The 22813-nt window shown below is 60.0% G+C and carries 20 protein-coding genes; 6 read left to right on the top strand and 14 right to left on the bottom strand.

The window, feature by feature from the left end; genetic code table 11:
• The first annotated feature begins 16 nt into the window (after positions 1-16).
• The gene (locus J3P90_RS11700; protein ID WP_434676416.1) at positions 17-547 is read left to right on the top strand and encodes a cupin domain-containing protein; all 531 of its coding nucleotides are present in this window, start codon (positions 17-19) and stop codon (positions 545-547) included.
• A 23-nt stretch (positions 548-570) separates the two neighbouring features.
• Here the strand turns inward: J3P90_RS11700 and J3P90_RS11695 are convergent, their stop codons facing one another.
• From J3P90_RS11695 to J3P90_RS11660, 8 genes are all read right to left on the bottom strand, one after another.
• Positions 571-1479: a hypothetical protein gene (locus J3P90_RS11695; protein ID WP_434627443.1), complete on the bottom strand. Its 909-nt coding sequence runs from the start codon at positions 1477-1479 to the stop codon at positions 571-573.
• A complete protein-coding gene (locus J3P90_RS11690) occupies positions 1476-2171 on the bottom strand; it encodes a hypothetical protein (RefSeq protein ID WP_420763689.1) in 696 nt (231 codons plus the stop codon). Before J3P90_RS11690 ends, J3P90_RS11695 begins: the two co-directional genes overlap by 4 nt.
• Before the next feature lie 120 nt (positions 2172-2291).
• A complete protein-coding gene (gene treS / locus J3P90_RS11685) occupies positions 2292-4358 on the bottom strand; it encodes a maltose alpha-D-glucosyltransferase (protein WP_434676415.1) in 2067 nt (688 codons plus the stop codon).
• A 179-nt stretch (positions 4359-4537) separates the two neighbouring features.
• Complete coding sequence (locus J3P90_RS11680) at positions 4538-5791, bottom strand: lipase family protein (RefSeq protein WP_434676414.1); 1254 nt, start codon at positions 5789-5791, stop codon at positions 4538-4540.
• Positions 5788-6771, bottom strand: coding sequence for an alpha/beta hydrolase (locus J3P90_RS11675; RefSeq protein ID WP_434676413.1), 984 nt, complete (start codon positions 6769-6771; stop codon positions 5788-5790). The genes J3P90_RS11680 and J3P90_RS11675 overlap by 4 nt, the downstream gene beginning before the upstream one ends.
• Positions 6768-7796 carry a phosphoglycerate dehydrogenase gene (locus J3P90_RS11670; RefSeq protein WP_434676412.1) on the bottom strand — a complete coding sequence of 343 codons (1029 nt, stop codon included), beginning with the start codon at positions 7794-7796 and terminating at the stop codon, positions 6768-6770. The genes J3P90_RS11675 and J3P90_RS11670 overlap by 4 nt, the downstream gene beginning before the upstream one ends.
• 30 nt (positions 7797-7826) lie before the next feature.
• Entirely contained in the window at positions 7827-9224 is a 1398-nt protein-coding gene (locus tag J3P90_RS11665; protein WP_434647807.1) for an OprD family outer membrane porin, read from the bottom strand.
• Positions 9225-9307: 83 nt separating this feature from the next.
• Positions 9308-10597, bottom strand: a complete 1290-nt coding sequence (locus J3P90_RS11660) for a CitMHS family transporter (protein WP_420763683.1) — start codon at positions 10595-10597, stop codon at positions 9308-9310.
• A gap of 259 nt (positions 10598-10856) precedes the next feature.
• Between J3P90_RS11660 and J3P90_RS11655 the strand changes: the two genes are divergently transcribed.
• Entirely contained in the window at positions 10857-12062 is a 1206-nt protein-coding gene (locus J3P90_RS11655; RefSeq protein ID WP_434676411.1) for a citrate synthase, read from the top strand.
• Between the two features lie 41 nt (positions 12063-12103).
• On the opposite strand, the gene J3P90_RS11650 is transcribed toward J3P90_RS11655, so the two are convergent.
• From J3P90_RS11650 to J3P90_RS11640, 3 genes are all read right to left on the bottom strand, one after another.
• Positions 12104-13477, bottom strand: a complete 1374-nt coding sequence (locus J3P90_RS11650) for an MmgE/PrpD family protein (RefSeq protein ID WP_434606110.1) — start codon at positions 13475-13477, stop codon at positions 12104-12106.
• A gap of 75 nt (positions 13478-13552) precedes the next feature.
• Complete coding sequence (locus tag J3P90_RS11645; RefSeq protein ID WP_420763680.1) at positions 13553-13861, bottom strand: DUF4387 domain-containing protein; 309 nt, start codon at positions 13859-13861, stop codon at positions 13553-13555.
• Positions 13858-15273, bottom strand: coding sequence for an acyclic terpene utilization AtuA family protein (locus J3P90_RS11640; RefSeq protein ID WP_434676410.1), 1416 nt, complete (start codon positions 15271-15273; stop codon positions 13858-13860). The genes J3P90_RS11645 and J3P90_RS11640 overlap by 4 nt, the downstream gene beginning before the upstream one ends.
• 405 nt (positions 15274-15678) lie before the next feature.
• On the opposite strand from J3P90_RS11640, the gene J3P90_RS11635 reads away from it, so the two are divergent.
• Complete coding sequence (locus J3P90_RS11635) at positions 15679-16032, top strand: hypothetical protein (RefSeq protein WP_434676409.1); 354 nt, start codon at positions 15679-15681, stop codon at positions 16030-16032.
• A 19-nt stretch (positions 16033-16051) separates the two neighbouring features.
• Here the strand turns inward: J3P90_RS11635 and J3P90_RS11630 are convergent, their stop codons facing one another.
• Positions 16052-16927, bottom strand: a complete 876-nt coding sequence (locus tag J3P90_RS11630) for a LysR family transcriptional regulator (protein ID WP_434606115.1) — start codon at positions 16925-16927, stop codon at positions 16052-16054.
• 117 nt (positions 16928-17044) lie between these two features.
• Here J3P90_RS11630 and J3P90_RS11625 point away from each other — a divergent pair, with 117 nt between their 5' ends.
• The 3 genes from J3P90_RS11625 (at position 17045) to J3P90_RS11615 (ending at position 21217) form a co-directional block, all read left to right on the top strand.
• Positions 17045-17914 carry an NmrA/HSCARG family protein gene (locus J3P90_RS11625; RefSeq protein WP_434559239.1) on the top strand — a complete coding sequence of 290 codons (870 nt, stop codon included), beginning with the start codon at positions 17045-17047 and terminating at the stop codon, positions 17912-17914.
• A gap of 113 nt (positions 17915-18027) precedes the next feature.
• Positions 18028-19389 (top strand): chromate efflux transporter, encoded by a 1362-nt coding sequence (chrA, locus tag J3P90_RS11620; protein ID WP_434676408.1) that lies wholly within the window; start codon positions 18028-18030, stop codon positions 19387-19389.
• Between the two features lie 271 nt (positions 19390-19660).
• Positions 19661-21217: a TerC family protein gene (locus J3P90_RS11615; protein ID WP_420763674.1), complete on the top strand. Its 1557-nt coding sequence runs from the start codon at positions 19661-19663 to the stop codon at positions 21215-21217.
• An 80-nt stretch (positions 21218-21297) separates the two neighbouring features.
• Here the strand turns inward: J3P90_RS11615 and J3P90_RS11610 are convergent, their stop codons facing one another.
• Positions 21298-22200, bottom strand: coding sequence for a LysR family transcriptional regulator (locus J3P90_RS11610; RefSeq protein WP_420764030.1), 903 nt, complete (start codon positions 22198-22200; stop codon positions 21298-21300).
• A gap of 27 nt (positions 22201-22227) precedes the next feature.
• Complete coding sequence (locus J3P90_RS11605) at positions 22228-22800, bottom strand: TetR/AcrR family transcriptional regulator (RefSeq protein ID WP_434559245.1); 573 nt, start codon at positions 22798-22800, stop codon at positions 22228-22230.
• Positions 22801-22813 lie beyond the last annotated feature (13 nt).

Genomic DNA, 22813 nt, shown 5'->3' with positions numbered 1-22813 from the left:
ATGTGGAGCTTCTTCGATGAGCACGCTCAACGCACTCCCGGATTCAATCCAGACCTTGTTGCTGGAACGCAACGATTGGGTCCCCAACAACCCCCGCCTGCCGGTGATCGTTTACCGTGATGCGGTCGCGACCCATACCGACGATCTGGCCGCCCGCCTGGAGCAGACTTTCCGCGCCAACGGCTGGCCACCGCAATGGCGTTACGGGATCTACGACTTTCACCACTATCACACTGAAGGCCACGAAGTGCTCGGTGTTGCCAGCGGCAAGGCTCGCTTGATGATCGGAGGCCCCAACGGCCAAGTCATCGACGTCAAGGCCGGTGATGCGCTGCTTCTCCCCGCCGGCACCGGGCATTGCAACCTGGACTCCAGCGAGGACTTCCTGGTGGTCGGCGCGTATCCACCCGGCCAGCAGGCCGACATCTGCCGCGAAGCGCCGAGCGAGGCGCAACTGGCAAACATCGAAGGGTTGCCGTTTCCGGATCGGGATCCGGTGCAGGGTGCCAACGGCGGCGTCAGCCGGTTTTGGACGGACCAACGCTGACATCTGGCCGAACATGTGAGCGGTCAGCGGCCGTATACCTGGCGCAACTGCTCCTGAGTCAACGCGTCTTCGAACGGCACCGGCACTGATTTCACCGCGCCGTAGAGGTTGCGGTAGCGCCAGTAATTCCCATTGTTGGCCAACTGATAACCGCGCTCGACTACACGCTGCCCATCAAGCACATAGCGCAGGGTTTCCTGGGCCGCTTCCGGCGGCGCCGGCAACATCAGGTCGGCAGCCAGCACACGCATCGACTCATCGATACATTCGTCGAGCGCCGTCGTCACTTGCGCCAGGTCCAGCGAGCCGTCGTCGACACAACGCTTGCCGCAACGCCGGATCGGCTGGCTGGAGACTTCAATGCGCATGCGATACAACGCCGAACCGGCGATGTCCTGGACCTGCACCTGATTGATCAATACGAAGCTGCCACGATCAGGCGTCAGCATCAGCTTGGGCTCGATCACCAGGCGGGCACTGATATCTCCCGCGCCCTGCTTGAGACCCGCTGCCAGCGAAGCCTGCTGGAAACGCTGTTGCAGGCGCTCCTGCAACGGCACGCCGGCAAGCAGGTCCGCCAACGGCCTGGACTCCTTCGCGGCGGTTTGTTCGGCATCGCGTTGCAAGCTACCGCTGCCCATCTGGGTATTGATCAGGCTGGCAACCAGCAAACCGGCAAGCCCAGCAGCGTTGCCGGAACTGGCGACCAGGTTATGACTCGACGAAGCAGCCTTCTGTGCGGCCTCGGCGTCCACCACGGTACTGGCGCCGACAAACGCCTGGGGCAGTTGCAGGTCAACCTTCACCCCGTGGGTCTGGACATAGGACACCGCGTCCAGCGTTTTGAAACCGGCCGGCGGGGCTGGCTTCTGCGCGCAACCCGCCACTATCAGCAAGGCCACCGAGCCGAGCGCTATCAATCCGCGCTTCATTGCTCGAACGGTGTGATCATTTGCTGGCGACTCGTGTCCATCGCCTGGTAAAAGGCGTTGGTCAGATTGGTGTAGTTCGGTTCGTCCCACTCGCCCTGGGCTGCCTGCACAACGGAGAAAGGCTTGAACCACAGGAGCCGGTTGTCGGCCAGATCGACCACCATGCCCTGCCCGCCCACCTGCGCCATCGGGACGCTGGTCGGCACGATGCTGTAATAGCTGCGGGTAGCGCCCGTTCCCATCACGTTCACCAGCAGCAGGCGATCGACACCGTAGGTGGCCTTGATCGGCGTCAGGTCACGGGTGGTGTAGCCTTCGCGGAAACTGACTTCCTTGTATTTAGTCAGGTCCACCGGCTCGTTGATGCGCTTGGCCTTGTAACCCTTGGCCTGCAATTTGGCCACGATGGCGTCCGGCAAGGTGTTGAGGTCGCGTACTTGCCATTTTTCAACGTTATCGCTGAGCTTGCTGTTGACGCCTTTATTGATGGCCAGGTCCAGCAACCCCTGATTGCCGGTCAGCGCCAGCACCGGCTCCGGCACCACGTTGATCGCCACGCCAATGGTCGGCTCCTTGGCGTCCCAGAATTGATGGTCCAGCGGTACCGGCGGTTGAACGTGGGCGCAACCGGTGAGGGTCAGGCAGGCAAGAACGGTCAGTGTCGCGAGGGTGCGAAGCGTACGAAAAGACATGTATCAAGTCCCTATGATTAAAATCGATGCTGCTCATATCGGCAGCTGCGGCATTAACAATAGTGGCATATTGATATTTATCTTTTCAATCTTCCTCACAGATCAAAGACTTCGACTGCCTCAGATCATCGGCGAACTGCTCACCACCCGCAACGCCAGCCCCTCGAACGCGTCCAAGGTAATGGTGAACTCGCCTTCCGACGTGAGATCCCCTTCGACTCGCTCATTGATGATGTCCACCACCGGTCCCGGCGCGATATCTGGCAGATGGAGGGTTTCAGTGATGGGCGTCGAGCCGAAATTCAGCGCGGTGATCTGCGTGCCTTTGCCGGCCGGCAGTTCATGGACCATGATCAGCAACCCTGGATGCTCAACGTCCGGAATCAATATCTGGCGACTCGCGGCGATGTCGTAGGCCCGGCGCGCGGCCAGGATTCTGCGCAGTTGCGAGGCGAACGAATCCGGATCCTTCAATTGGCTCGGCAGGCTGCCATACAACGTCCTGGCGCGGGGCATTTGCCCGGCAGACATCGGCGCTTGCGGGTTGAGGTCTACAAGGTCGTAGGCGCCGCGATGGATCCAGCGCGTGTCGCCGTCGCGCATCAAATGCTCGACCTGCTCCGCCGGCAACGGCAATGCCCCCACCAGATCCCAGCCTGACAAGGCGAACACGCCCGGCTGCATGGCGTTGAACATCACCAGCAGTAGATGCACCTGGCGAATCTGCTGGATATCGGCGGCGGTGATGGCATCGAGGTCGCGGATGCCCAGCGCGGCGGTGATGATGCTGGCCGTGGTGCAGGACACGCCGTTGGTCACGAACCTCAAGTTGTAAGGCGCATGTTCACCGGACAGGCGCTCATACATCTGCTCGCGAATGTGCTCGCGCAAGATGTTGCCGGGAAACGTCTGGCCTTGGTAGAGGTAGGTGTCATGGGCGTGCAGCGTCCAGAAGTGCACCAACTCAAGGGTCAATTCGTCGTGGTTTTGCAGCGCGTGGATCAGCGACCCCGGATCGATGCCAAAGGCGTGCATCTGGCGCAGCATCAAGCGCAGGAATTCGGTATCGCCCATCAGCAAGGCATGCTGGTAGGCCGGTCGCGTGATGAAGTCATAGGACAGGTCCGCCCCGCCGTGGGACATGGCGGCGATGTCATCCAACGTCAGGTTCAATTCCTGGAAACTGAAACCCCCTGCCTTGCGAATCGCACCGCCGAGCAGCTGGTTACCGGTGATCGACAGCGGGTGGCTCTCGGACCATGCAGTGCCATCGAGCTTGCGCTCGACGCCCAGGAAACCGTTGGCGTCCAGGCGCAGGATCTTCGCCCCCATGCAATCGATGGCGTGCAGCGCATCGCCAATGATCATCTGTTGCGCGGCAAAGCTTGGATCAAGCCAGTTCAGCGACGGCTGCCCTTCCTTGAAGTAATGCAGGTAGACCCAACGCCGCGGCTTGCCATCCACACCCATGACGACGGGGGTTGCGCTCCAGTCGGTTTCCTTGACGCCGGGTTCGAAGAAGATCACCCGCTGCAACTGGCCGACGATGTAGTGCTTGTCGCGCAGGGCGTCCACCTGCTGCGCGGTGAGATTCTGCGCGTCGCGCCCCTCCTCGACTTCAGGCAACAGCGGCCAGTCTTCCTCGCGGATCTCCACCATGTGGTAGAGGCCTGGATAGTCGTCGTAGGCCATCTCCGCCAGGCGGAAATCCGCGCCCTTGCCGGTGTGGGACGGGATGACGTCGTCGATGACCACGGCATTGTGGGCAGCGGCCATGCGTGTCAATGCCTGCAACTGGGCCTCGGTGCCCAGTTCCGGGTCGATGTCGAAGCTGATGCGGTCGAAGTTGCCGTCGATCGTCGGCGTAAATTCAGTGCCGTGCAGGCCTCCGGACCTTTTCAAGGGGCCGTTGTGGATGCCCTGGATGCCGATCTTCGACAGTGCATGCCACAAGGTTTCATCCCCCAGCGCGTCGAGCACCGTGCCATCTTCCCGGGTGACGATGGAGGCCGGGTACGCGGTGAACCAAACGGAGGATAGCGCGCAGGCGTCACGGGGCCGGGTGTGTGCGAAGGGCTGTTGCCACAGGCGCCCTTGTCCCGAGTAAAGCTTGGCCCGCTGCCTCGCCGCCTTGAGCATCGATTGCTCCACCAGCCAGTCGACATGGTTTTTCTCAGCCATCGTCATGAAAACAATCACCCGTCATAAGGAAAATCGGCCCGGCGCCTGGTATCCAGGGCGCCGCTTATGACTCATATGAGGCCGTGGCCTGGCAATCGTTGCATTGGGACGGTTCGCGAGATGGCAAACCCGCCAAAACCGTGGAGAGGGAGCAACTTCCCTCGCCACATAGGTCTATTCAGCACTCAGTCGTCGTTGAACAGCGCTCCTTCGTCTCTCTCCCCCGGCGGACCAGGTCTTTGCAAGGTGGCGCAATTCGAACCATCGCCCTGCCCATCGAGTCGGGCCCTGACGAATGCGAAGGCATCTTCCAGCGAACCGTGCAACACCCCGTCATGCCCCAGGCCTTTATAGGTGCGCCAAGTGACGGGGTTGCCGGCGGCGCACAACGCCGCCGCGACCGCGTACTGCCGCTCTGGCGTGATCGTCTGATCTGCCTGGCCGGTGGCGATGAACAACGCAAACGCAATCGAAGCCTGCGGCATGTCGGTGGACGGGATGCGCGCTGCGTTCAATGCCTCGGGGGTGATTGTCAACAGCTCTGCAAACGAACCGATCCGCAACGCCTTGGATTTGAGCGCAATGTCACGGGTACAGCCCTGCCGGGCGACGTCCAGCAATTGGAGGCCCTTGGCGGTCAGGATGGTTTCGATTGGCGGTCCGTCTTCGCGCAGGCCACCGGACGCCAGGACCAGGAACACGGTGTTGGATTGGCGTGGCGGCAGCGCAATGGGGCCTTGGGGAAACGTGCTGTTCGGCGCCGTGAGTATCGCCCCCAGGATAGGCAGTTCGGGTGCGTAGGTTGTTGCAAGTATCGCCGCGCCCAACGCCGCCCCGCCGCCCTGGGATTGCCCGGCGAGGAACGTGCGAGGGGCGATCAGCCCTGGTCTGATGGCGCGGGCAGCGCGAATCGAGTCGAGAACGGAACGTCCCTCGGCTTGCCAGAATGTATAGGGATGCGGCCCCGGCCCGCCCAGTCCTTGGTAGTCAGTCACGACCACCGCGAACCCTCGCGCCAGCCAACGATTGATGTACGCCGCGTCACGGTCGCGCAGCCCGGTCCAGGAGGGCGCGCACGCATCGGCGATCCCCAGCGTACCGTGGGCCCAGGCCAGCAGCGGCCAGCCTTCGGCGGGGGGATTGCCCGCCGGCAGGTATAACGCGCCGCTGACCGGAACGAGGCCGGAATGCCAGCGTTCGTCAACCGAACTGTAGAGCAGGCGTATCGCCTGCGCGGCGGCAGGCATTAGTGCCTGCACTGGCATGCGCTCGTTTCGCAGCAGCGTACCCGGCGATTCGGGCATTGCCTCAGGCCAGCGATAAAACGCCGACAACTGCACATCCCCGGCAACGGGCCCGACAGGCAGCATACCGACGGCCATGCCAACGGATGCCGCGACGCAGGGCCATGCAAAGGCCGCGATTCGGAAAACATTCATGGAAGGTTCGCCTGATTGGAAAGCGCCTTGCGCAACGCGTTGCCCTGAGCAGCGAGTACGTTGCGCGCGATGGGCGCCACTTCGTTGAAACGGATAAAACCGTGGGTCATGTTCGCCAGGACTTGCAGGCTCGCCGTCACGCCTGCGTTTTTCAGCCGCTGTGCCAACGCTCGGTTCTCATCCAGCAGCGGGTCCAGCTCGCCAACGACCAATCGCGTCGGCGGCAGGTCCGTCAGGTCAGCCGTGATTGGCTGCACCCGCCAGTCGTCCTCATCATCGGCCAGATAGCTGGCCCAATAGGCGCTCATGGTTTCGACCGACAGATTCTGCCCTGCGTATCCGCCCAACCGTTGCCACGAGTTGGAGGTCATGTCCCGCGAGTAGCTGCCGTAGAACAGCAACAGCTGGCGCAGCGCATCGATCCCCGCGTCACGCAGCGCAATGGCCGCGCCCAGGGCCAGGTTCGCGCCCGCCGAATCGCCGCCCAGGGCATAGCCGCGCACTGGGCAGTCGGTGATTGCCCCGAGCTTGATGACACGGCTGACGATCGCTACCACCTCGTTGAACGCCACGGGAAAGCGATGCTCCGGCGACAACGCGTAGTCGATGGAGAGCACCGCCAGGCCACTGTCGCGAACCAACTGACGCAGCGGCGCGTCCCAGCCGGCCAGCGAACCATGGCGAAATCCGCCGCCATGGCAGTAGAACATCAAGCAAGGCGTCTCATCGCCCTCCGGCCAATAAAGCTTACAGGGAACCGTTCGACCGTTGACGCAAAAGCCCAGCGTGCGCTCGTAGCTCAGGGGCACGCTGCGGTGCGCCGCCCACGCATTGATCCGCTCCAACTGGCCCCGGACGCTCTGCACATCGCCCTGGACAATCGGAAGCAGGCCCTGTTGGCGCAGCGACGTCGCCACCGCGAGCAAGTCGGGATGAACCGGCGGGCGTGACTCCGGCGACGGGTTTTCGCTACGACTCATGGCCACACCTGCGTGCCGGCGGGTCGTCGTCCGTCCGCGATGACGCAATGGCTGGGCGGGCTGCGCCCTTGCAGGACGGCCACCGCGCACTGGGCGGCAATCAGGTTGGTGCGATTGAGCCCCTCGACCGTGGAGGCCCCGACGTGGGGCGTCACGACCACGTTCGGCAGTTGGATCAATCGTTCGGTCACAGGTAAAAGCGTGGGGTCAGACTCGCTTTCGAAGACATCGAGCCCCGCCCCTGCCAACCGGTTCTCCCGCAGCGCGCAGAGCAGATCCGCATCGCGCACCAACCCGCCCCTCGCGGTGTTGATCAATACCGAGGACCCCTTCATCAGTCTCAATGCGTGCTCGTCGATCAACCCTTGGGTTTGAGGATTGAGAGGCGCATGAAGGGTGACGAAATCGCTTTCCTCGAGCAGCGTTTCCAGACCAACGAATTTACCGTAGGCGATACCGTCGAGCTGTGTTTTGTGAGGATCAGGGGTAAAAATCAACGGTGTAACTTCAAACCCGGACAAGCGCTGCAGAACGCCCCGGCCGATCCGCCCCATCCCGACGACGCCCACCTTCTTGCGGTACAAATCGCCGCCCAGGGGGATCGACCAATCCCCTGCGGACAATCCCGATTGGCAGCGTTTGAGTTGGCGGCACACAGCGAGCATCAATGCCACGGTGTGGTCGGCGACGCTTGCGTCGTTGCCGCCGATCGCTATGGTCGCGACCTTCCCCGCCGCTACCACCGCCGCCGTATCAACCCGTTCGTAACCCACACCGCGACGGGCGATGACCTGCAAGCGCGGGAGCGAGCCCAACAGGCTGGACGTGATAGTCGCGTGCCCGACGATCCAGCCATCAGCGTCCTTCAAGATGTCGGTCAGTTGCTGTTCACTCAGGTCGCCGTCCGCTTGCCCGGGCGCCAGGTCGGCGACGACTACATCACAGCCGCGGCTCTTCAGGAAGTCGGTCGCCATGGCATCGAAGAATCGCTGTGTGACCACTATTTTATGACGAGGTGTAGACATCTCGAGCCTCTCGATAGAGCGGTTGAACTTCTAAAATGCGTAGTCCAGATAGACCCGCGCTTCCGAACCGCTCACCACGTTATCGGGTTGAGCGGAAACCAGTGCGACGAAGTCCTGGTTAATCCGGTAGTTGATATAAATCAGCCCCACGGAAAGTCCTGCGTATTCTTTTTCGTCAAAGCGATAGTAGAGGCGATATTCATTTTGTCGCTCGGTCACGTCGGTGCGTCGACCGCTGAACGGGTCGGTCGCATCAAACTCACCTTGTTTATAAATAGTCATGACCTTGAAACCATCCAGCGAAGCGCCCAATAAAGAATGCCCGCTCAAGTCATATTCGGCGCCAATCTGCCAGGTTCGCTCACCGTCGTTATTGAAATCATTGCCGGAGCGTGTCCAGGCATCCATCCGGCCGTCAACATTATCGCCGTGGTCGAAGTAGGCATAACCCAGTTGCCCGTTGCTCAACTTTGCCTGGGTCTCGGAAAAAGAAAGACCCAGGCGAAGTTTATCGAGCAATAAACCCAGGTTGATATTCAACCATGTCGCGTCATCATCGTAAGCCGCCTCACCCGCCTCCCAGTCACGCTCCCAGATTCGCCCAGCTTTCTGGAACTCATAATATTGGGTGTCCAATACCACACCGGCTTTGTCGCCCAGCGGCGCTTTTAATGTCAGCCCATAACGGGTGTTTTCATTGAAGTCCCGCGCCACCCCGTGGGCGTAACCCAGCTCGACAGCTTTCAAGTCGTAATTGATGCCGTAGGTATACAGATCCTTGATTTCCTCGCCCGTCTGGCTCAGCAGGTGCTCGAAGTCTTCCCTGTCCCGAGGCGAGGTGCGGTTGATGTAGGCGGTTTCGAACCCCAACGTGCCAGGAAGCGGACCGATCCCCATCTCGGTGAAGTTCAAATGGGCGCGGCCTCCCTGGTAGGAGCCGGGCACGATCCGAGTGTCCAGCGTGACCAACGTTCCGGCGTCGAACCGCCCCCGACCTACTTGGGAATCGGCATTCCAGCCGTTGCCCTCGTAACGCAACTTGAAATAACTCTGTCCAACTTTGGCAAATCCACCGTTGGTGCCGTCAGTATCGTCGAACAGGTCCCGGCCATTGTCTTTTGAATCGATCATTGCCACGCCATACAAAGAGGCATCAATCCCTACAACCCCGGCCCAATAACTGGAGTTGTAATCCAGGATCGCACCGACGCCTGTGCCACCCAGCTCGGCACCGTCCGGAAAACCGCCAAAGCGATCTTCGATCAAATCGTTGGCGATACGCGTATTGATATAGACCGAACGAAGATAAGCATTCAACTTCCCTTCATGCTGGAACCTGTCAGGATCACTGATGGTTGCCGAAAGGCAAACTTCAGACATTAACAATGTCGACAGGAACGTCATAGCGACGGCGTTAATCGATTTCATCGACCACCTCTCTATTATTTTTATTTTGACGTGAGCAGACGCGAACTGGCGTCCTTTGAACTTCGGCGCAGCGAACTAATTAATTAATAAATCGCCCGGGTAATAACTGCCGTTACAATCAGGACAACGCTGCTGCCGATCGCCCAGAGCAGGCAATAGCGTTGCATGTCGCCCATGTCGCGCTTGATGATTCCACTGATGAGATAGACCGCTGCAACCAATGGGCTCAATGCATGCACCGGCTGCCCCAGCACCGACGCGCGAGCGATATGCATCGGGTCGATGCCATATTCGGCAGCCGCGGCCCCCAGCACCGGTAAGATGCCGAAGAAAAACGCGTCATTGGACAGCAGGAAATTGAGCGGCAAGGCCACCAGCGCAGTAATGATGCTGAAGTATTGGCCACCGCCGTCGGGAATCAGCTGGACGATCTTCCCTGACATGGCATCAACCATCCCGGTGCCGGACAAGATGCCGGTGAACGCACCTGAGGCAAATATCAGCGCGATGACCATCAGCACACTTTCCGAGTGAGCCGCGACTCTAGCCTTCTGCTCCGCCAAGCGTGGATAGTTGATCAGCAGCGCCAGGGAAAAACCCACCATCATCAGCAACGGCAAGGGTGCCAGCCCTGTGGCCATGGAGTACATGAGCCCCGCGGTAAGCACCAGGTTGACCCAGAAGAGTTTCGGCCGATGGGTTTCGGCGTGTACGGTCGGCAAAGCGACCTCCTGCGGTGCTGCGTCCTGGGTGCCGGGCGTCCATCCCAAGCGGCGCCGCTCCTTGCGGCCTATCCAGAACGCCACGGCAAACGCATAGGCAAGCCCCACCAGCATCGCCGGCACCAGCCCCAGGAACATTTCTGCCACATCAAGGTGAAGGGCGCTGGCGGCGCGGGCGATCGGTCCTCCCCAAGGGATGAGATTGACCACGGTGTTCGTCAGCAAAAGCATCAATGCCAGGATCAGCGGGTTCATCCCCAGCCGCAGGTAAAGCGGCAGGAACGCCGTCGTGACGATCAGCACAGTCGTTGCGCCATCGCCGTCGAAGGAGATGACGGTGGCCAGCAATGCAGTGCCCAGTACGACTTTAAGAGGATCATTTCCTACATGGCGCAGGATTTTCCTCACGGCAGGTTCGAAGAGCCCGGCGTCGAACATGATCGCGAAATACAGGATTGCAAACATCAGCATCAACGCGGTGGGCGCAACTTGCTTGACGCCGTTCATCACCATCGCGCCCAGTTCCGGTCCTGCCCCACTGGCCAGCCCGAAGGCAACCGGAATAAGGATGAGTGCCGTCACAGCAGAAAGTCGTTTGCTTATGATCAAGGCCATAAACGTGACGACCATTGCGAAACCTAACCAAGCCATGCGTTTCACCTTTTCGTTTTTATTGTTATCGATGCATCGAAAAATCAATGTGAACAACTCTTGCGCAGCCGAAATCTACATAGGGGCTGAAACGCTGTAAATCTTGATTTTTTTCGTCAACATCCCGGCTTAATCGGGCCTATCCCGCCATCGGTCGTCTAAAAAACACGTGTTGAAATTTATCCACCAATACACATTGACGACCTGACTGCATATCTAATAAACATGTACGACTTCCAATCACCCGAGTGGGCCCGTCATGCCAGAACAAGAAGGCCTTTACCTCTCGGCAGACGAGGCAGCCGCCCTGCTCCGGATCAGCCTGCCGACGTTGTACGCCTACGTCAGTCGCAAGAATATCCGCTCCATCAAAATCGCCGGGACGCCCAAGCGTCGCTATTGGGCCGAGGATATTCAGCGGCTGGTGAAGGTCCCGGCGGCGGAGAAACCCGTGGCGAAGCGCTCATCGCCCTCGGACAGTGCGATTACGCTGATTACCGATGATGGGCTGTTTTATCGTGGCCATGACGTCGTCGAGCTCGCGGACCGGGCCACCGTCGAAGAGGTGGCCGAGTTGATCTGGCAGGTGCCTTCGGCGTTCGGCGATTCGCTGCCTCGCACCCCGAAGGACAGCGCCAAGCTGTTGCAGATTTACGAGCACATGTCTGCCCAGGAAAAAGCCATCGCGCTTTTCCCCTTGGTCCAGCGAGAGAATCCCAAAGCGTTCGACCTTTCCCCGGACAGCTACGCCCGTACAGGCGCCGATGTCGTGAGGTGGTTTGCCGCGTTGGTCGTGGGGGCGACCGAACCGAGTACGCAACCCCTGCATGAGTTCATCACCCAGTCGTGCGGCGCCCCGCCGGCCCACGCCGATCTGATCCGGCGCCTGTTGATCCTCAGTATCGACCATGAGCTGGATCACACCACCCACAGCGTCCGCGTCGCCGCCACCACCGGCGCCACTCCGTACTACGCGGTCATCGCTGCACTCGCCGCCGCACGGGGCCATAAAATCGCCTATGGCAGGAATGAAGCCGCCAGTCGGATGATCGAAGAGATTTGTACCGCCGTGGACCCTACGCGACCGATCTTGCAGCGCTACAACCAGGACGGACACATTGTTGGGTTCGGTCCCAATGTCCACTCGATCAACGACCCGCGTGCCAGCAATCTTTTGGCGGCGCTCACGGCTGCCTTTGATGGCGACAGTGAGTTCATCAAGCTGCAAAAAGCCTTCTCGGTGGCCTCGGAGCTCGTGTCGTACCCACCGGAATTCATTCTCATGGTGAGCTTCATCGGCAGGAAACTGGGATTGCGCGGGCAGGAAATTTCATTGGGAGGCGTAGGTCGATCCATCGGCTGGATCGCCCACGCCAGCGAGCAATACAACCAACACCACGAGGGCCGCCCTCGCGCTCGCTACACCGGGACGCTGCCAACGGCGACCGATACCGGACGCCGCTGATTGGGGCATTCGTTGGCGATGCCATTGGGGCGCTGGCGACCCTAGGAGGCAACCATCGCCGCAAACAATGTCTCGAACTCGGTTTGATGCTCGAGCCCCGCCACGAATCCAAGCACCGCAGCCTGTGCCGATGCATCGAGATGCGGCATCGCCATGCGCCGGAACTTGCGCTCGAAGTCGCTATCGGTCATTGGCGTTTCGACCGAACCGGGACCGGTGATCATCTCGCTCACGACCAGCTCGCCGCATTTCAGGGTTACGCAAACACGGTTGGCAAGGTGCCGCGGAAACAGCGCGGTGAGCGCCGGATCTTCGACGACGCTGACTTTCTTCATCAAGGCAATCACTGCGGGGTCGGCGATCTTTTCTGCGGCGTACGAGCCGACCGTGATATCGCCATCGAGCAAGGCCCGGGCGACGTTGTAAGGCAGGCTGTGGTCAGCCGTTTCGCGGGTTTTCGGCAGCCATTTCTCTGGGGTATCGGCGAGGACCCGACGGTTGAATTCAGACGTTTCGATTGAAATGGCGGCAATGTCCTGCACACCGTCAATCCGCTTGCGGATATCCAGCGCGGCCCAGACGGCCGTGTGCAATTCGCCATTGGTGGGAAACGTCTTGGTCAGCGAGCGCCGTATCGCGTAGTCGCCGTTGCCGGGCGTGCCGAAACGACTGATGTCCAGGTCGAACGGTCCGCTAATCTGTTTGAAGAAGCCCATCTCGCCTTCGAAGATCGGCGACGGCCCGGTCATGCCATGGCGCGCCAGTTGCGCTGCGAAAATCGCGTTGCGAGCGGCATTGGCCGCGGAACAGCCCTTCCAGTCGGACAACGACCCGCTGCGCACTTGCCGCATCGCCAAATGCCCGCTCAGGGCGATGTTGATCGCTTGCTCGGTCTGCGCCACGTCCAGCTTCATCAAGTTGGAAGCCGCCGCCGCCATCGCGACGTTGATGTAGTTCACGTGGTCCCAGCCACGCTTGTTCAGGCTCGCCACATCCTGCAAGCGCATTTGGATCTCATATGCCAGGACGATGGCCGAGACCAACTCAGCCCCGGATGCGTTTTCGGCTTGCGCCACCGCCAGGCAGGCCGGGATGTTATCGCTCGGATGGCCGGGCTCCAGGCCCATGTAGCCATCGTTGTAGTCCAGGAAACGAACCATCAAGCCGTTGGCGAAAGCTGCGATTTCCGTCGTTGTTCTGAGGTTGGTGCCGAATACGCTGGATGATTGCGCCGTGTTTGCAGCGGCGTAACAGAGGGCAGCCTTGACCGGGTCACTCCCGTAGGCGCCCAGTATGCACGCCAGGCTGTCGATGAAACGCTGGCGTACCAGTTTGATGATGTCTTCGGGCAGGCGTTGGCTACGAAATTCATGGGCATATCGCGCAAGGCGCATCGCAACGGTCGGGTCCGTCATAGTTACCTCGGGTAAACAGGGGGTCGGTCCTCGTCCATGAGGCACACAAATCAAGGCTCGAGCGGGCGCCCGGCCTCAGTCGACGATCACGTCAAGCAGACGGACGTATTGCTGGCCGGCGTGCATGTCGCGCTCGACCATTCCGCCCTGGGGCGTCGCACGGGGATAGGAGATCTTGACCATTTCCAGATCCGGCACCGGGATCCGCTTGACCCGTTCCGGGTCGGTGCCGTAGAGCGTTGCGAATTGAGCCGGCGAGAGTGCCGCGCAATTGGAATAACGTTCGAAATTCTCGCGTCCGTTGAAAAAGATATCGAACGTAACCCAGAACGGCCCCGCTTGTTTGGATCGGACGTGCCGGCATACATCACGCAACTTAGTCATTGTGCAAGTTCCTTCACAGCTATTGTGGTGTCCGACAGATCAATCCACTTCAAACGAACCAATTCGAGGGGATTCTCAAGTTGCACCACGTGATTCAACTTGAACTCGAATATTTGCCCGCGAGGTATATCGGCCGGTGTAAAGGCAAACCCATAGGAAGGCAACTCCTTACCCATCACGCTTGGATAATGGAAGAAGTACGGATTACACGCCTGGGCAATGGTATTGGCCATTTCCTGCGTTGCAGCCGTGGCGACAAACAACATCCCTATTTCCGGTGGCGGTAACGTTCCGGCTGTGGGTTTGACACCGGTCACGCCATTCCACCCGTACATGCGCAGGGAAATATGAAACTCGCCCAACTCTTCAGCGGGAATCGACTGACGTGTTCTCTTATATAGCGCGTCCAGCAAACGGTCATGAAAACCATCGATGTCCTTTAGCACATCGGGGTCCTGGATGCCCACCAGCATGATGGTTTGGTACAAACCGGCGGCAGCGCCTTCCAACTTCATGGTGTAAGGCATCGGCTCCCATTGCGAGCCTTCTACCCGAACAGCGCGCCCATTCAAATCGGTGTAGCGCGCCTGGGCCACGTTCAAGATTCCGCCGGGCTCCAACAACCGGAACGGGTCACTGTTTTCGTAGAGCATATGGGCCGATACGCTATGGGGCGTGCACTGGTTGTCCAGGCTCAACGGCTCGACTTCGAAGCCGTTCGCGTCAACACTGAGCAGGATCCCCGACCCTAGCGTCGGGTTGACGGCGCATTGCACGCCGCATTCACCTGTCTTGCCGGCATGCCAGGACGGCCCCCATGGCGCGCCTTTCCAAATGGGATAGCAGCCTATGACGGCTGTGTCGGTCGAACGGCCGGCCAATATGATATCGGCGCCCGCATCCAGCGCGGCGAGGAAGGGTTCAACCCCTAGGGCAGCGACAATGTGCTCACAGGCGTCCACTGTCGCGTCGTCCAACTCGGCGTGGGGCGGCAATGGTTTGATACGACCTTCAGCGTTCAGCTTTTTAATGGTTTGCTTGTCTTGCTCACAATAAATGAGCGCAATCTTTGGTGACACACCCAACTCCCCGGCAATTTCCAAGGCAATATCACGCGTCCAATCAAGATTCAGATCGCCGCCCGCCTGCCCCGAAGTCCCGACAATAATCGGCACGCCGGATTGCGCCTGGGCCTTCATCAGAATAGTCAGGTCGCGCTTGACCGCGCCTCGGTTATTCTTCGATTTGCCAAGGGCAAGATAAGCCGCGCCGCTGTCGGTTGAACCCGCGTCCGTGGCAATTACTTGCGCCCCCGCCGCCAGCCCATAAGCAATTTCTTCTTCTCGTACACCCGCTCCCAATGAACCACAGGGGACAATCACTTTTACACAACCTTCAAATAACTGCTTCATGACACCCTCTTCTTGGCGACTCAGTGCGCCAATAATAGGGGCTGCAATTACGTTGACAAGTGGACAGATTTTGTCCATATAGCCCTGCGAATTAATGCTCTCGGAAGGCTACCGCAAGATAACTTTTGATGATTAATCGTGTTTATCCTGCATAACTAACGAAGAAAAAAATCAAGTACAAATATCTGTTCGAAGGCGCTCGAAGCGCACATGGCAACACGTTCAAAACGGCCGTTTGTCCCGCCCGTGGCTCTTCCCAGCCATCGCTTCAAGGGACGGGAAAAAGCGCGACATGACGCCCTCCGTGACGTCAACAATCCGTCACCAAAAACCTCCCTATAAAAACTTTTATATGAAGCGCCATTTTTCCGACAGATGGCACTGATGTCCCATTGCTGAAGATTTGTGAGCGGGCTCATCATCCGCCTCATGATCGCTGTGCGTTCAGGCGCTAAAACCGCGCTGACACAGGACGTAACCAACCGCATCGCTCGCTGGAGCAACATTAGGATGATGACTGTCTATTTTCTTGTCATGAGGATCTGTAGTGGCATGGAAGGCTGTGTGGAAGAGCGAAACCCCGGGCCGACCTATGCATCCAGACAGATGTGTATTGAAAGCGCGCAAGTCATGGCACCGCGCAAAGGCGTGAAATACAAATGCCGCAGCGAGCGGTTATGGGTCTCCGACGAAGTGCAGAGCCCGGGCGGTTACGACGCGGTCGTTTCAACCAAGGTCAAGGAACAGCCCTTACCTTGAGTGGGCGCAAACCGCTCCGTTATCCTTCCAGTGTCAGTGACATATCCGGGTAACGGGCGCACAGGAAGTCCACAAACGCGCGAACCTTCGGCGCCGCCAGGCGCCTGGAGGTGTGCAGGACCCACAACTGTCGTTCGGCGCTTGCGACCATCCCCCACTGGACCAACTCGCCGCGGGCCAATTGATTCCAGGCAATCGATTTCGGAAGCAGCGCGGCGCCCCCACCGGCGACCGCGGCGTCGCGAATCATCAGGTAGGAAGAGAACCACAGCTTGGGGATGGGCTCCAGGATCAAGCGCCCATCATCGAGATTCCAGTGGGTCGGCTGGAAATTGGAAGGCACGATACTGGGGACAGGCCTGACCGCTCCGGGTTCAGGCTTGGCCACGCCAGGCGCGGCCACGACCACCAACCGGTCCTTGGCGAAGCAACGTCCGACGAGATTGCTGTCCGGGCTTGGGTTGACTCGGATGGCGACGTCGAATTGTTCCTCGACGAGATCCACCAGGCGGTCCTCCGCCCGCACATCGATCGTCACCTGCGGATAGGCCGCGCAGAAATCCGCGCCAATGCGCCCCATCGTCAATTGGGAAAACAGGACCGGCGCCGCCACCCGCAAGCGTCCGTTAGGCGTCGACACGCCTTCCTGGGTCGCCGTCATGGCTTCGATCACCTCCCCCAGCGGCCCTTCGGTCCGGGCAATCAGCATTTCGCCGGCTTCGGTAAGCTTGAGGCCACGGGCGCTACGCTCGATCAGCCTGACGCCCAGCTGTTCCTCCAATTCGGCGATGCGCCGCGACAAGGTGGCTTTCGACCGGCCGCTCGCGCGGCTTGCCTTGCCCAATCCTTCGTTGGTGGCGACCAGCGCGAAATCAATGAGCGCATTCAGGTTCATGTTGTTCCATTTTTGAAACGAGGTGTTTGCATTCTGGCTCCTTCGTTTTATCCCCGCAACGCCCTATCGTCTGGTCACTGCAATGCCATTCCTTGATATCAGCGACAGGAGATTCACATGAGCATCTTGATCACCGGCGCCACGGGCACCATCGGTTCTCTCATCACCACACGACTTGCCGAGAAAGGCGCCGAAGCGAAGGCCCTGGTGCGTCAGCCCGGCAAGCGCGACTTCCCGGTTGGCGTGACGGAAGTCGTTGGCGACCTGACCGACGTAGCCTCGATGCGCGCCGCGCTCGCGTCAGTACGCACGTTGTTTCTACTCAACGCCGTCACGCCGGACGAAGTGACACAGGCCTTGATCACACTCAACCTGGCGCGTGAAGCCGGTATCGAGCGCATCGTCTACCTGTCGGTGATACATGCCGACAGGTTCACCAATGTCCCGCATTTCACCGGCAAGCATACGGTGGAGCGCATGCTCGAAAGCCTCGACATGCCGGCGACCATCCTGCGTCCGGCGTATTTCATGCAGAACGAGCTCATGGTCCGGCAGACCATCCAGGACTATGGCGTATACCCGATGCCGATCGGCTCGGCCGGGGTCTCGATGATCGATGCGCGAGACATCGCCGACATCGCCGTCGCCGAATTGCTGCGACGCGACCGGGCTCCCGCTGCCCTCGAACGGCTCACGCTGGAACTGGTCGGCCCCCGGGCCCTGACTGGCGCAGCCGTGGCGCAAACCTGGGGTTCGGCGTTGGGCCGGGAGGTGGTTTATGGCGGTGACGACGTGGCCGCCTTCGAAACCCAGATGGCGTCGTTCGGCCCTGGCTGGCTGGCCTACGACATGCGCCTGATGATGGCCGGTATCCAGGCGTTCGGCATGCAAGCCGAGGCAGGAACGGTGGAGCGACTCCAAGCCATTCTGGGCCGTCCGTTGCGCAGCTATGAAGACTTCGTTCGCGAGGCCGTCGGCGGCGCTTGAATGACCGCTGCCGGTGGGAGGCGATGACCTTTCACCGGCTTGCGACAAATAGCTTTCAATTTCATATGCAGCCGATACTGTAGCGGCATCCTCATTTTTCCAAGCTATCGCCCATGAACCCCAAGCTTGCCGAATCTGCCCTTGAAAATGATCCTGCGAGACCTGAACCGATCAGCTTGCGCGTCGCCTTCTGGTTCTGGCTGAAGCTGGGCTTCATCAGCTTCGGCGGCCCAGCGGGACAGATTTCGATCATGCATCAGGAGTTGGTCGAGCGACGGCGCTGGATCTCCGAGCGACGCTTTCTTCATGCCCTCAACTATTGCATGTTGCTTCCCGGGCCGGAGGCCCAGCAGTTGGCGACCTACATCGGCTGGCTATTGCATCGGTCCTGGGGCGGCGTAATCGCCGGCGCCCTGTTTGTATTGCCCTCTCTTTTCATCCTGATCGTCTTGTCCTGGGTGTACATCGCCTTTGGTGAAGTTCCGGTAGTGGCCGGCCTGTTCTACGGGATCAAGCCAGCAGTGACCGCGATCGTCGTGCAGGCGGCGCATCGAATCGGCTCCAGGGCGTTGAAGAATAATTGGCTTTGGGCCATCGCCGCCGCCTCGTTCACGGCGATCTTCGCTTTCAATGTTCCGTTCCCGCTGATTGTGCTGGGTGCGGCGCTGATCGGTTACATCGTTGGCCGCCTGGCACCAGGAAAATTCCAGGTTGGTGGGCACAGCGCCGCCGACAAGTCATTCGGCCCGGCCCTGATCGATGACGAGACACCCACGCCCGAGCATGCCCGGTTCAGTTGGCCAAGGCTGGCATTGCTGGGATTGATTGGCGCCGTGCTGTGGGCCTTGCCAATGGCCGCCCTGACCGCGCTGTTTGGTTGGGAAGGCACGCTGACCCAGATGAGTTGGTTCTTTACCAAGGCCGCGCTGCTGACCTTCGGTGGTGCGTATGCGGTGCTTCCCTATGTTTACCAAGGCGCGGTCAGCCATTACGGCTGGTTGACTCCGACTCAAATGATCGACGGCCTTGCGCTCGGCGAAACCACCCCCGGGCCGCTGATCATGGTCGTGGCTTTCGTAGGTTTCATCGGGGCGTATGTCTCGCAAGTGTTTGGCGCCGATCAAGTGTTCCTGGCCGGTGCCGTTGCGGCAGCGTTGGTGACGTGGTTCACCTTCCTGCCCTCCTTCCTGTTCATTCTCGCGGGCGGGCCGTTGGTGGAATCGACTCACAACGCGCTCAAGTTCACCGCGCCGCTGACCGCCATCACCGCGGCGGTGGTCGGGGTCATCCTCAACCTGGCGTGTTTCTTTGGTTACCACGTGCTCTGGCCAACCGGGTTCAGCGGCAGCCTCGACTGGCCTTCGGCGTTGATAGCGATCGGGGCGGCGATTGCGTTGTTTCGCTTCAAGCGTGGCGTGATCCAGGTATTGCTCGGCTGTGGGCTTGTTGGCTTGGCCGTGCACTTATTTCGCTAGTTTGACGTTGGCCCGACCCGCCATGAAAACCACACGGTTTGCTGCGCTTCGCCGTTGCTTCGTCAGATCCTGTAATAAATCGTCTCGTGGGAAACGCTGGAAACCATTGTAGGATTTCTTCCCCATTTAACCTCAGGTCTGTATGAAAACCCTTCAGGAACCCCCCAGTCGCCGTTCAACGAACAACCGCCTCTCCCCCGTCGCCGCGCCCTGGGCAGGCTCGTCGCAGCCTCTTGCCCTCGCACTGACCGGTCGAGGGAGCAAATAAACCATGGAATGGATCGTTGATCCCACGGCCTGGCTGGGCCTACTGACGTTGATCGTGCTGGAGCTGGTGCTCGGCATCGATAACCTTGTCTTCATCGCCATCCTGGCCGATAAACTTCCCCCCGAACAACGCGACCGTGCCCGTGTCATCGGCTTGTCCCTGGCATTGCTGATGCGCCTGGGCCTGCTGGCGAGCATTTCGTGGATGGTGACCCTGACCAACCCGCTGTTCGAAATCTTCGGCAAGACGTTCTCGGGCCGAGACTTGATCATGCTGTTCGGCGGTGTGTTCCTGTTGTTCAAGGCAACCATGGAACTGCATGAGCGCCTCGAAGGCCACGTGGCGCAACGCTCCGGCAATGCTGCCTATGCGTTGTTCTGGCCCATCGTCGCGCAGATCGTGGTGCTGGACGCGGTTTTTTCCCTGGATGCGGTGATTACCGCCGTGGGCATGGTGGAGCACCTGTCGGTCATGATGATCGCGGTGATTTTCTCCATCGGCTTGATGATGATCGCGAGCAAGCCGCTGACCCACTTCGTCAACAGTCATCCGACCGTCATCATGCTCTGCCTGGGCTTCCTGATGATGATTGGCTTCAGCCTCACCGCCGAAGGATTGGGCTTCCACATTCCGAAGGGCTATCTGTACGCCGCGATTGGCTTCTCGATCCTGATCGAATTGTTCAACCAGTTGGCACGCTCGCGGCGCAAGAAAAGCCTGCAGGGTCTGCGGCCGATGCGCGAGCGTACCGCCCACGCGGTGATGCGCTTGCTGGGCGGCCAGAAGCTCGGCCCCGACGAGGTCGGCGAGGAAATAGCCGACATGTTGGCCGGCGAAGAACCCGAACAGGTTTTCCATCGACGGGAACGGGTGATGATCAGTGGCGTGCTGCAATTGGCGGAGCGCCCGATACGCAGCGTGATGACTCATCGCGCGCAGATCGATCACCTTGACCTGGCGAACACTGCGCAAGAAATACGTACGACACTGATGCATTCGTCGTATTCACGCTTGCCGTTGATCCGCGAAGGTCGCGTGGACGAACCCCTGGGCTTCGTCCACAAGAAAGAGCTGCTTAAGGAAATGCTGGCGGGCAACCCGCCGAATCTGGAAACCATGGCGCGCAAGGCCATCAACCTGCTGGACAGTTTCACGATCCTCAACGCACTGGAACAAATGCGTAAGGAGTCAACCCACATCGCCTTCGTGGTGAACGAGTTCGGTGATTTCGTCGGCCTGTTGACCATGACTGACATTCTCGAGTCCATCGCCGGGGAACTGCCCGATGCCAGTGAAATCGAGGGTCCGAACATCGTTGCCCAGGAGGGAGGTTTTTTGGTCAGCGGCGCCCTGAATCTCAGCCAGGTCCGCGAACATATCGGCTTCCAGGCGAAAGCGACGGAGGACTACCAAACGCTCGCCGGCTTGGTGATGAGCTTGCTGGACCGTCTGCCCATCATCGGCGATAGCCTGCGTTGGGAGCAATGGAGCATGACGGTCGTCGAGGTGGAAGAGCGGCGGGTGACCCGGGTGTTGTTACGCGTCGAGGACCAGGGCTGACCTGATTGTCCGGGGCCGGCGGCCGCGAAGCGCATACCATGGCCGTTCGGTAGCCAGGGCATGCGCTGCAGCGCGGTCGCTCACCCGCTGATGTAACGCTCTAAACGCGCCACCAGGAACGCCCTCAACACCTGGACCGCCGGCGTCAGCGAGGTCCGGTGGGCGCACACCAGTTGCAGCGGCGCGGGCTGGCCATAGTCCGGCGGGAAGATTTCCACCAGGCGCCCGCTGCGGATATCGTCCATCACATCGAGCTTGGATTTGTAGACGACGCCAAGTCCCGACACCCCCCAACGCCTGACGATGTCAGCGTCATCGCTGATGCGGTTGCCCAGCACCTGGACGGTTTCCACCCCCTGCGGCGTCTGGAAACTCCAGCGTTCGAAGGTCTGCTCGCCCATCACATAACGAAGGCAATTATGCCTGCTCAGCTCGCCGGGTGTTTCTGGGCGGCCATGACGTGCAATGTAGTCGGGCGAGGCACACACCGTCCGTCTGTTGGACGGCGCGAGCGCCAGGGACACGAGACTTGAATCAGCCAACTGGCCATAACGAATGCTCGCATCCAGGTGTTCGGTAAACAGATCAGCCACCTGGTCGCTGACGCGCAACTGCAACAGGACCTTGGGATGCAACTGCTGGAACTCATCCAGCCATGGCAGAAGCAGGTTGCGGCCGATGTCCGAGGGCATGGACAAGCGCAGCGTCCCGGAAATTTCATCGCGCCCCTGGGCCAGGGCAAGCTCCCCATTTTCCAAGGCCTCCAGCGCCTGCCGCGCGTGGCTCAGGTACCGCTCGCCGTCATCCGACAAACGCAGCCGCCTGGTGGACCGCACGAACAACCTCACCCCCAGGCTGGCCTCGAGTCGTTGCACCGCGACGCTGGCCAATGCCGGAGAGATGTCCAGCAACCGTGCTGCCGCTGAAAAGCTTCCGGCATCCGTCGTGGTCACGAATACTTGGAGATCATCGACTCGAATGATTCTTTTCACGCTGTCATGTCTCTCGGTTTATCCAGCAATTTTTTTCCGAACCATCGTCATGAGGTTTGCGCCGACGTCCTCGATGCTTTTGTTCTGCGCAACGACCTGGGCCCCTTCCATCAGGTACGTGAGCTCCATTGCCACTTCGTCCGGCTCGGGCAGGCCAGCCTCTTCACAGAGCGCGACCAATCGCAAGAACTGACGCTTTTTATGTTCCTCGATCAGAACGCGGGCGGGATTGGCCGGCTCGGGTATTTCCGCCAGCGAATTGGTGAATGGACAGCCCCTGTATGACGACGCCGAAAGGTCGTGGGCGATGAACTCGGCAAACCCGAGAATCTGCGCCTTGGGATCGTCGATGTGTTGCGCCGACAGCGCCTCGAAGACCTCGGCATATTTCTCGACGAGCAAACGTAGCCATTCAAGCACCAGCGCGTCTTTCGAATCGAAATGCCGGTACACCGTCATCTTGGTCGACTTGGCCTTCGCCGCGATGGCATCCACCGTCACCCGACTGATGCCCTCGCTGAAAAACAGCGCCTCGGCAGCATCGAGAATCCTTTCTTTGGGGGCTAACTGGGGAATACGTTCGGGCCGCATGATGCTCTCCGCT

This window comes from Pseudomonas sp. D3-10, from assembly GCF_051132175.1.
Lineage (GTDB): Bacteria > Pseudomonadota > Gammaproteobacteria > Pseudomonadales > Pseudomonadaceae > Aquipseudomonas.
The sequence above is the reverse complement of the archived record's forward strand: the minus strand, read 5'-3'. Positions and strand labels throughout refer to the sequence as shown.

What these genes read in the sequence shown, in the direction of transcription:
- J3P90_RS11700 (WP_434676416.1), top strand. Translation starts at nt 17, where the DNA reads ATGAGCACGCTCAACGCACTCCCGGATTCAATCCAGACCTTGTTGCTG.
- J3P90_RS11695 (WP_434627443.1), bottom strand. Translation starts at nt 1,479, where the DNA reads ATGAAGCGCGGATTGATAGCGCTCGGCTCGGTGGCCTTGCTGATAGTG.
- J3P90_RS11690 (WP_420763689.1), bottom strand. Translation starts at nt 2,171, where the DNA reads ATGTCTTTTCGTACGCTTCGCACCCTCGCGACACTGACCGTTCTTGCC.
- treS (WP_434676415.1), bottom strand. Translation starts at nt 4,358, where the DNA reads ATGACGATGGCTGAGAAAAACCATGTCGACTGGCTGGTGGAGCAATCG.
- J3P90_RS11680 (WP_434676414.1), bottom strand. Translation starts at nt 5,791, where the DNA reads ATGAATGTTTTCCGAATCGCGGCCTTTGCATGGCCCTGCGTCGCGGCA.
- J3P90_RS11675 (WP_434676413.1), bottom strand. Translation starts at nt 6,771, where the DNA reads ATGAGTCGTAGCGAAAACCCGTCGCCGGAGTCACGCCCGCCGGTTCAT.
- J3P90_RS11670 (WP_434676412.1), bottom strand. Translation starts at nt 7,796, where the DNA reads ATGTCTACACCTCGTCATAAAATAGTGGTCACACAGCGATTCTTCGAT.
- J3P90_RS11665 (WP_434647807.1), bottom strand. Translation starts at nt 9,224, where the DNA reads ATGAAATCGATTAACGCCGTCGCTATGACGTTCCTGTCGACATTGTTA.
- J3P90_RS11660 (WP_420763683.1), bottom strand. Translation starts at nt 10,597, where the DNA reads ATGGCTTGGTTAGGTTTCGCAATGGTCGTCACGTTTATGGCCTTGATC.
- J3P90_RS11655 (WP_434676411.1), top strand. Translation starts at nt 10,857, where the DNA reads ATGCCAGAACAAGAAGGCCTTTACCTCTCGGCAGACGAGGCAGCCGCC.
- J3P90_RS11650 (WP_434606110.1), bottom strand. Translation starts at nt 13,477, where the DNA reads ATGACGGACCCGACCGTTGCGATGCGCCTTGCGCGATATGCCCATGAA.
- J3P90_RS11645 (WP_420763680.1), bottom strand. Translation starts at nt 13,861, where the DNA reads ATGACTAAGTTGCGTGATGTATGCCGGCACGTCCGATCCAAACAAGCG.
- J3P90_RS11640 (WP_434676410.1), bottom strand. Translation starts at nt 15,273, where the DNA reads ATGAAGCAGTTATTTGAAGGTTGTGTAAAAGTGATTGTCCCCTGTGGT.
- J3P90_RS11630 (WP_434606115.1), bottom strand. Translation starts at nt 16,927, where the DNA reads ATGAACCTGAATGCGCTCATTGATTTCGCGCTGGTCGCCACCAACGAA.
- J3P90_RS11625 (WP_434559239.1), top strand. Translation starts at nt 17,045, where the DNA reads ATGAGCATCTTGATCACCGGCGCCACGGGCACCATCGGTTCTCTCATC.
- chrA (WP_434676408.1), top strand. Translation starts at nt 18,028, where the DNA reads ATGAACCCCAAGCTTGCCGAATCTGCCCTTGAAAATGATCCTGCGAGA.
- J3P90_RS11615 (WP_420763674.1), top strand. Translation starts at nt 19,661, where the DNA reads ATGGAATGGATCGTTGATCCCACGGCCTGGCTGGGCCTACTGACGTTG.
- J3P90_RS11605 (WP_434559245.1), bottom strand. Translation starts at nt 22,800, where the DNA reads ATGCGGCCCGAACGTATTCCCCAGTTAGCCCCCAAAGAAAGGATTCTC.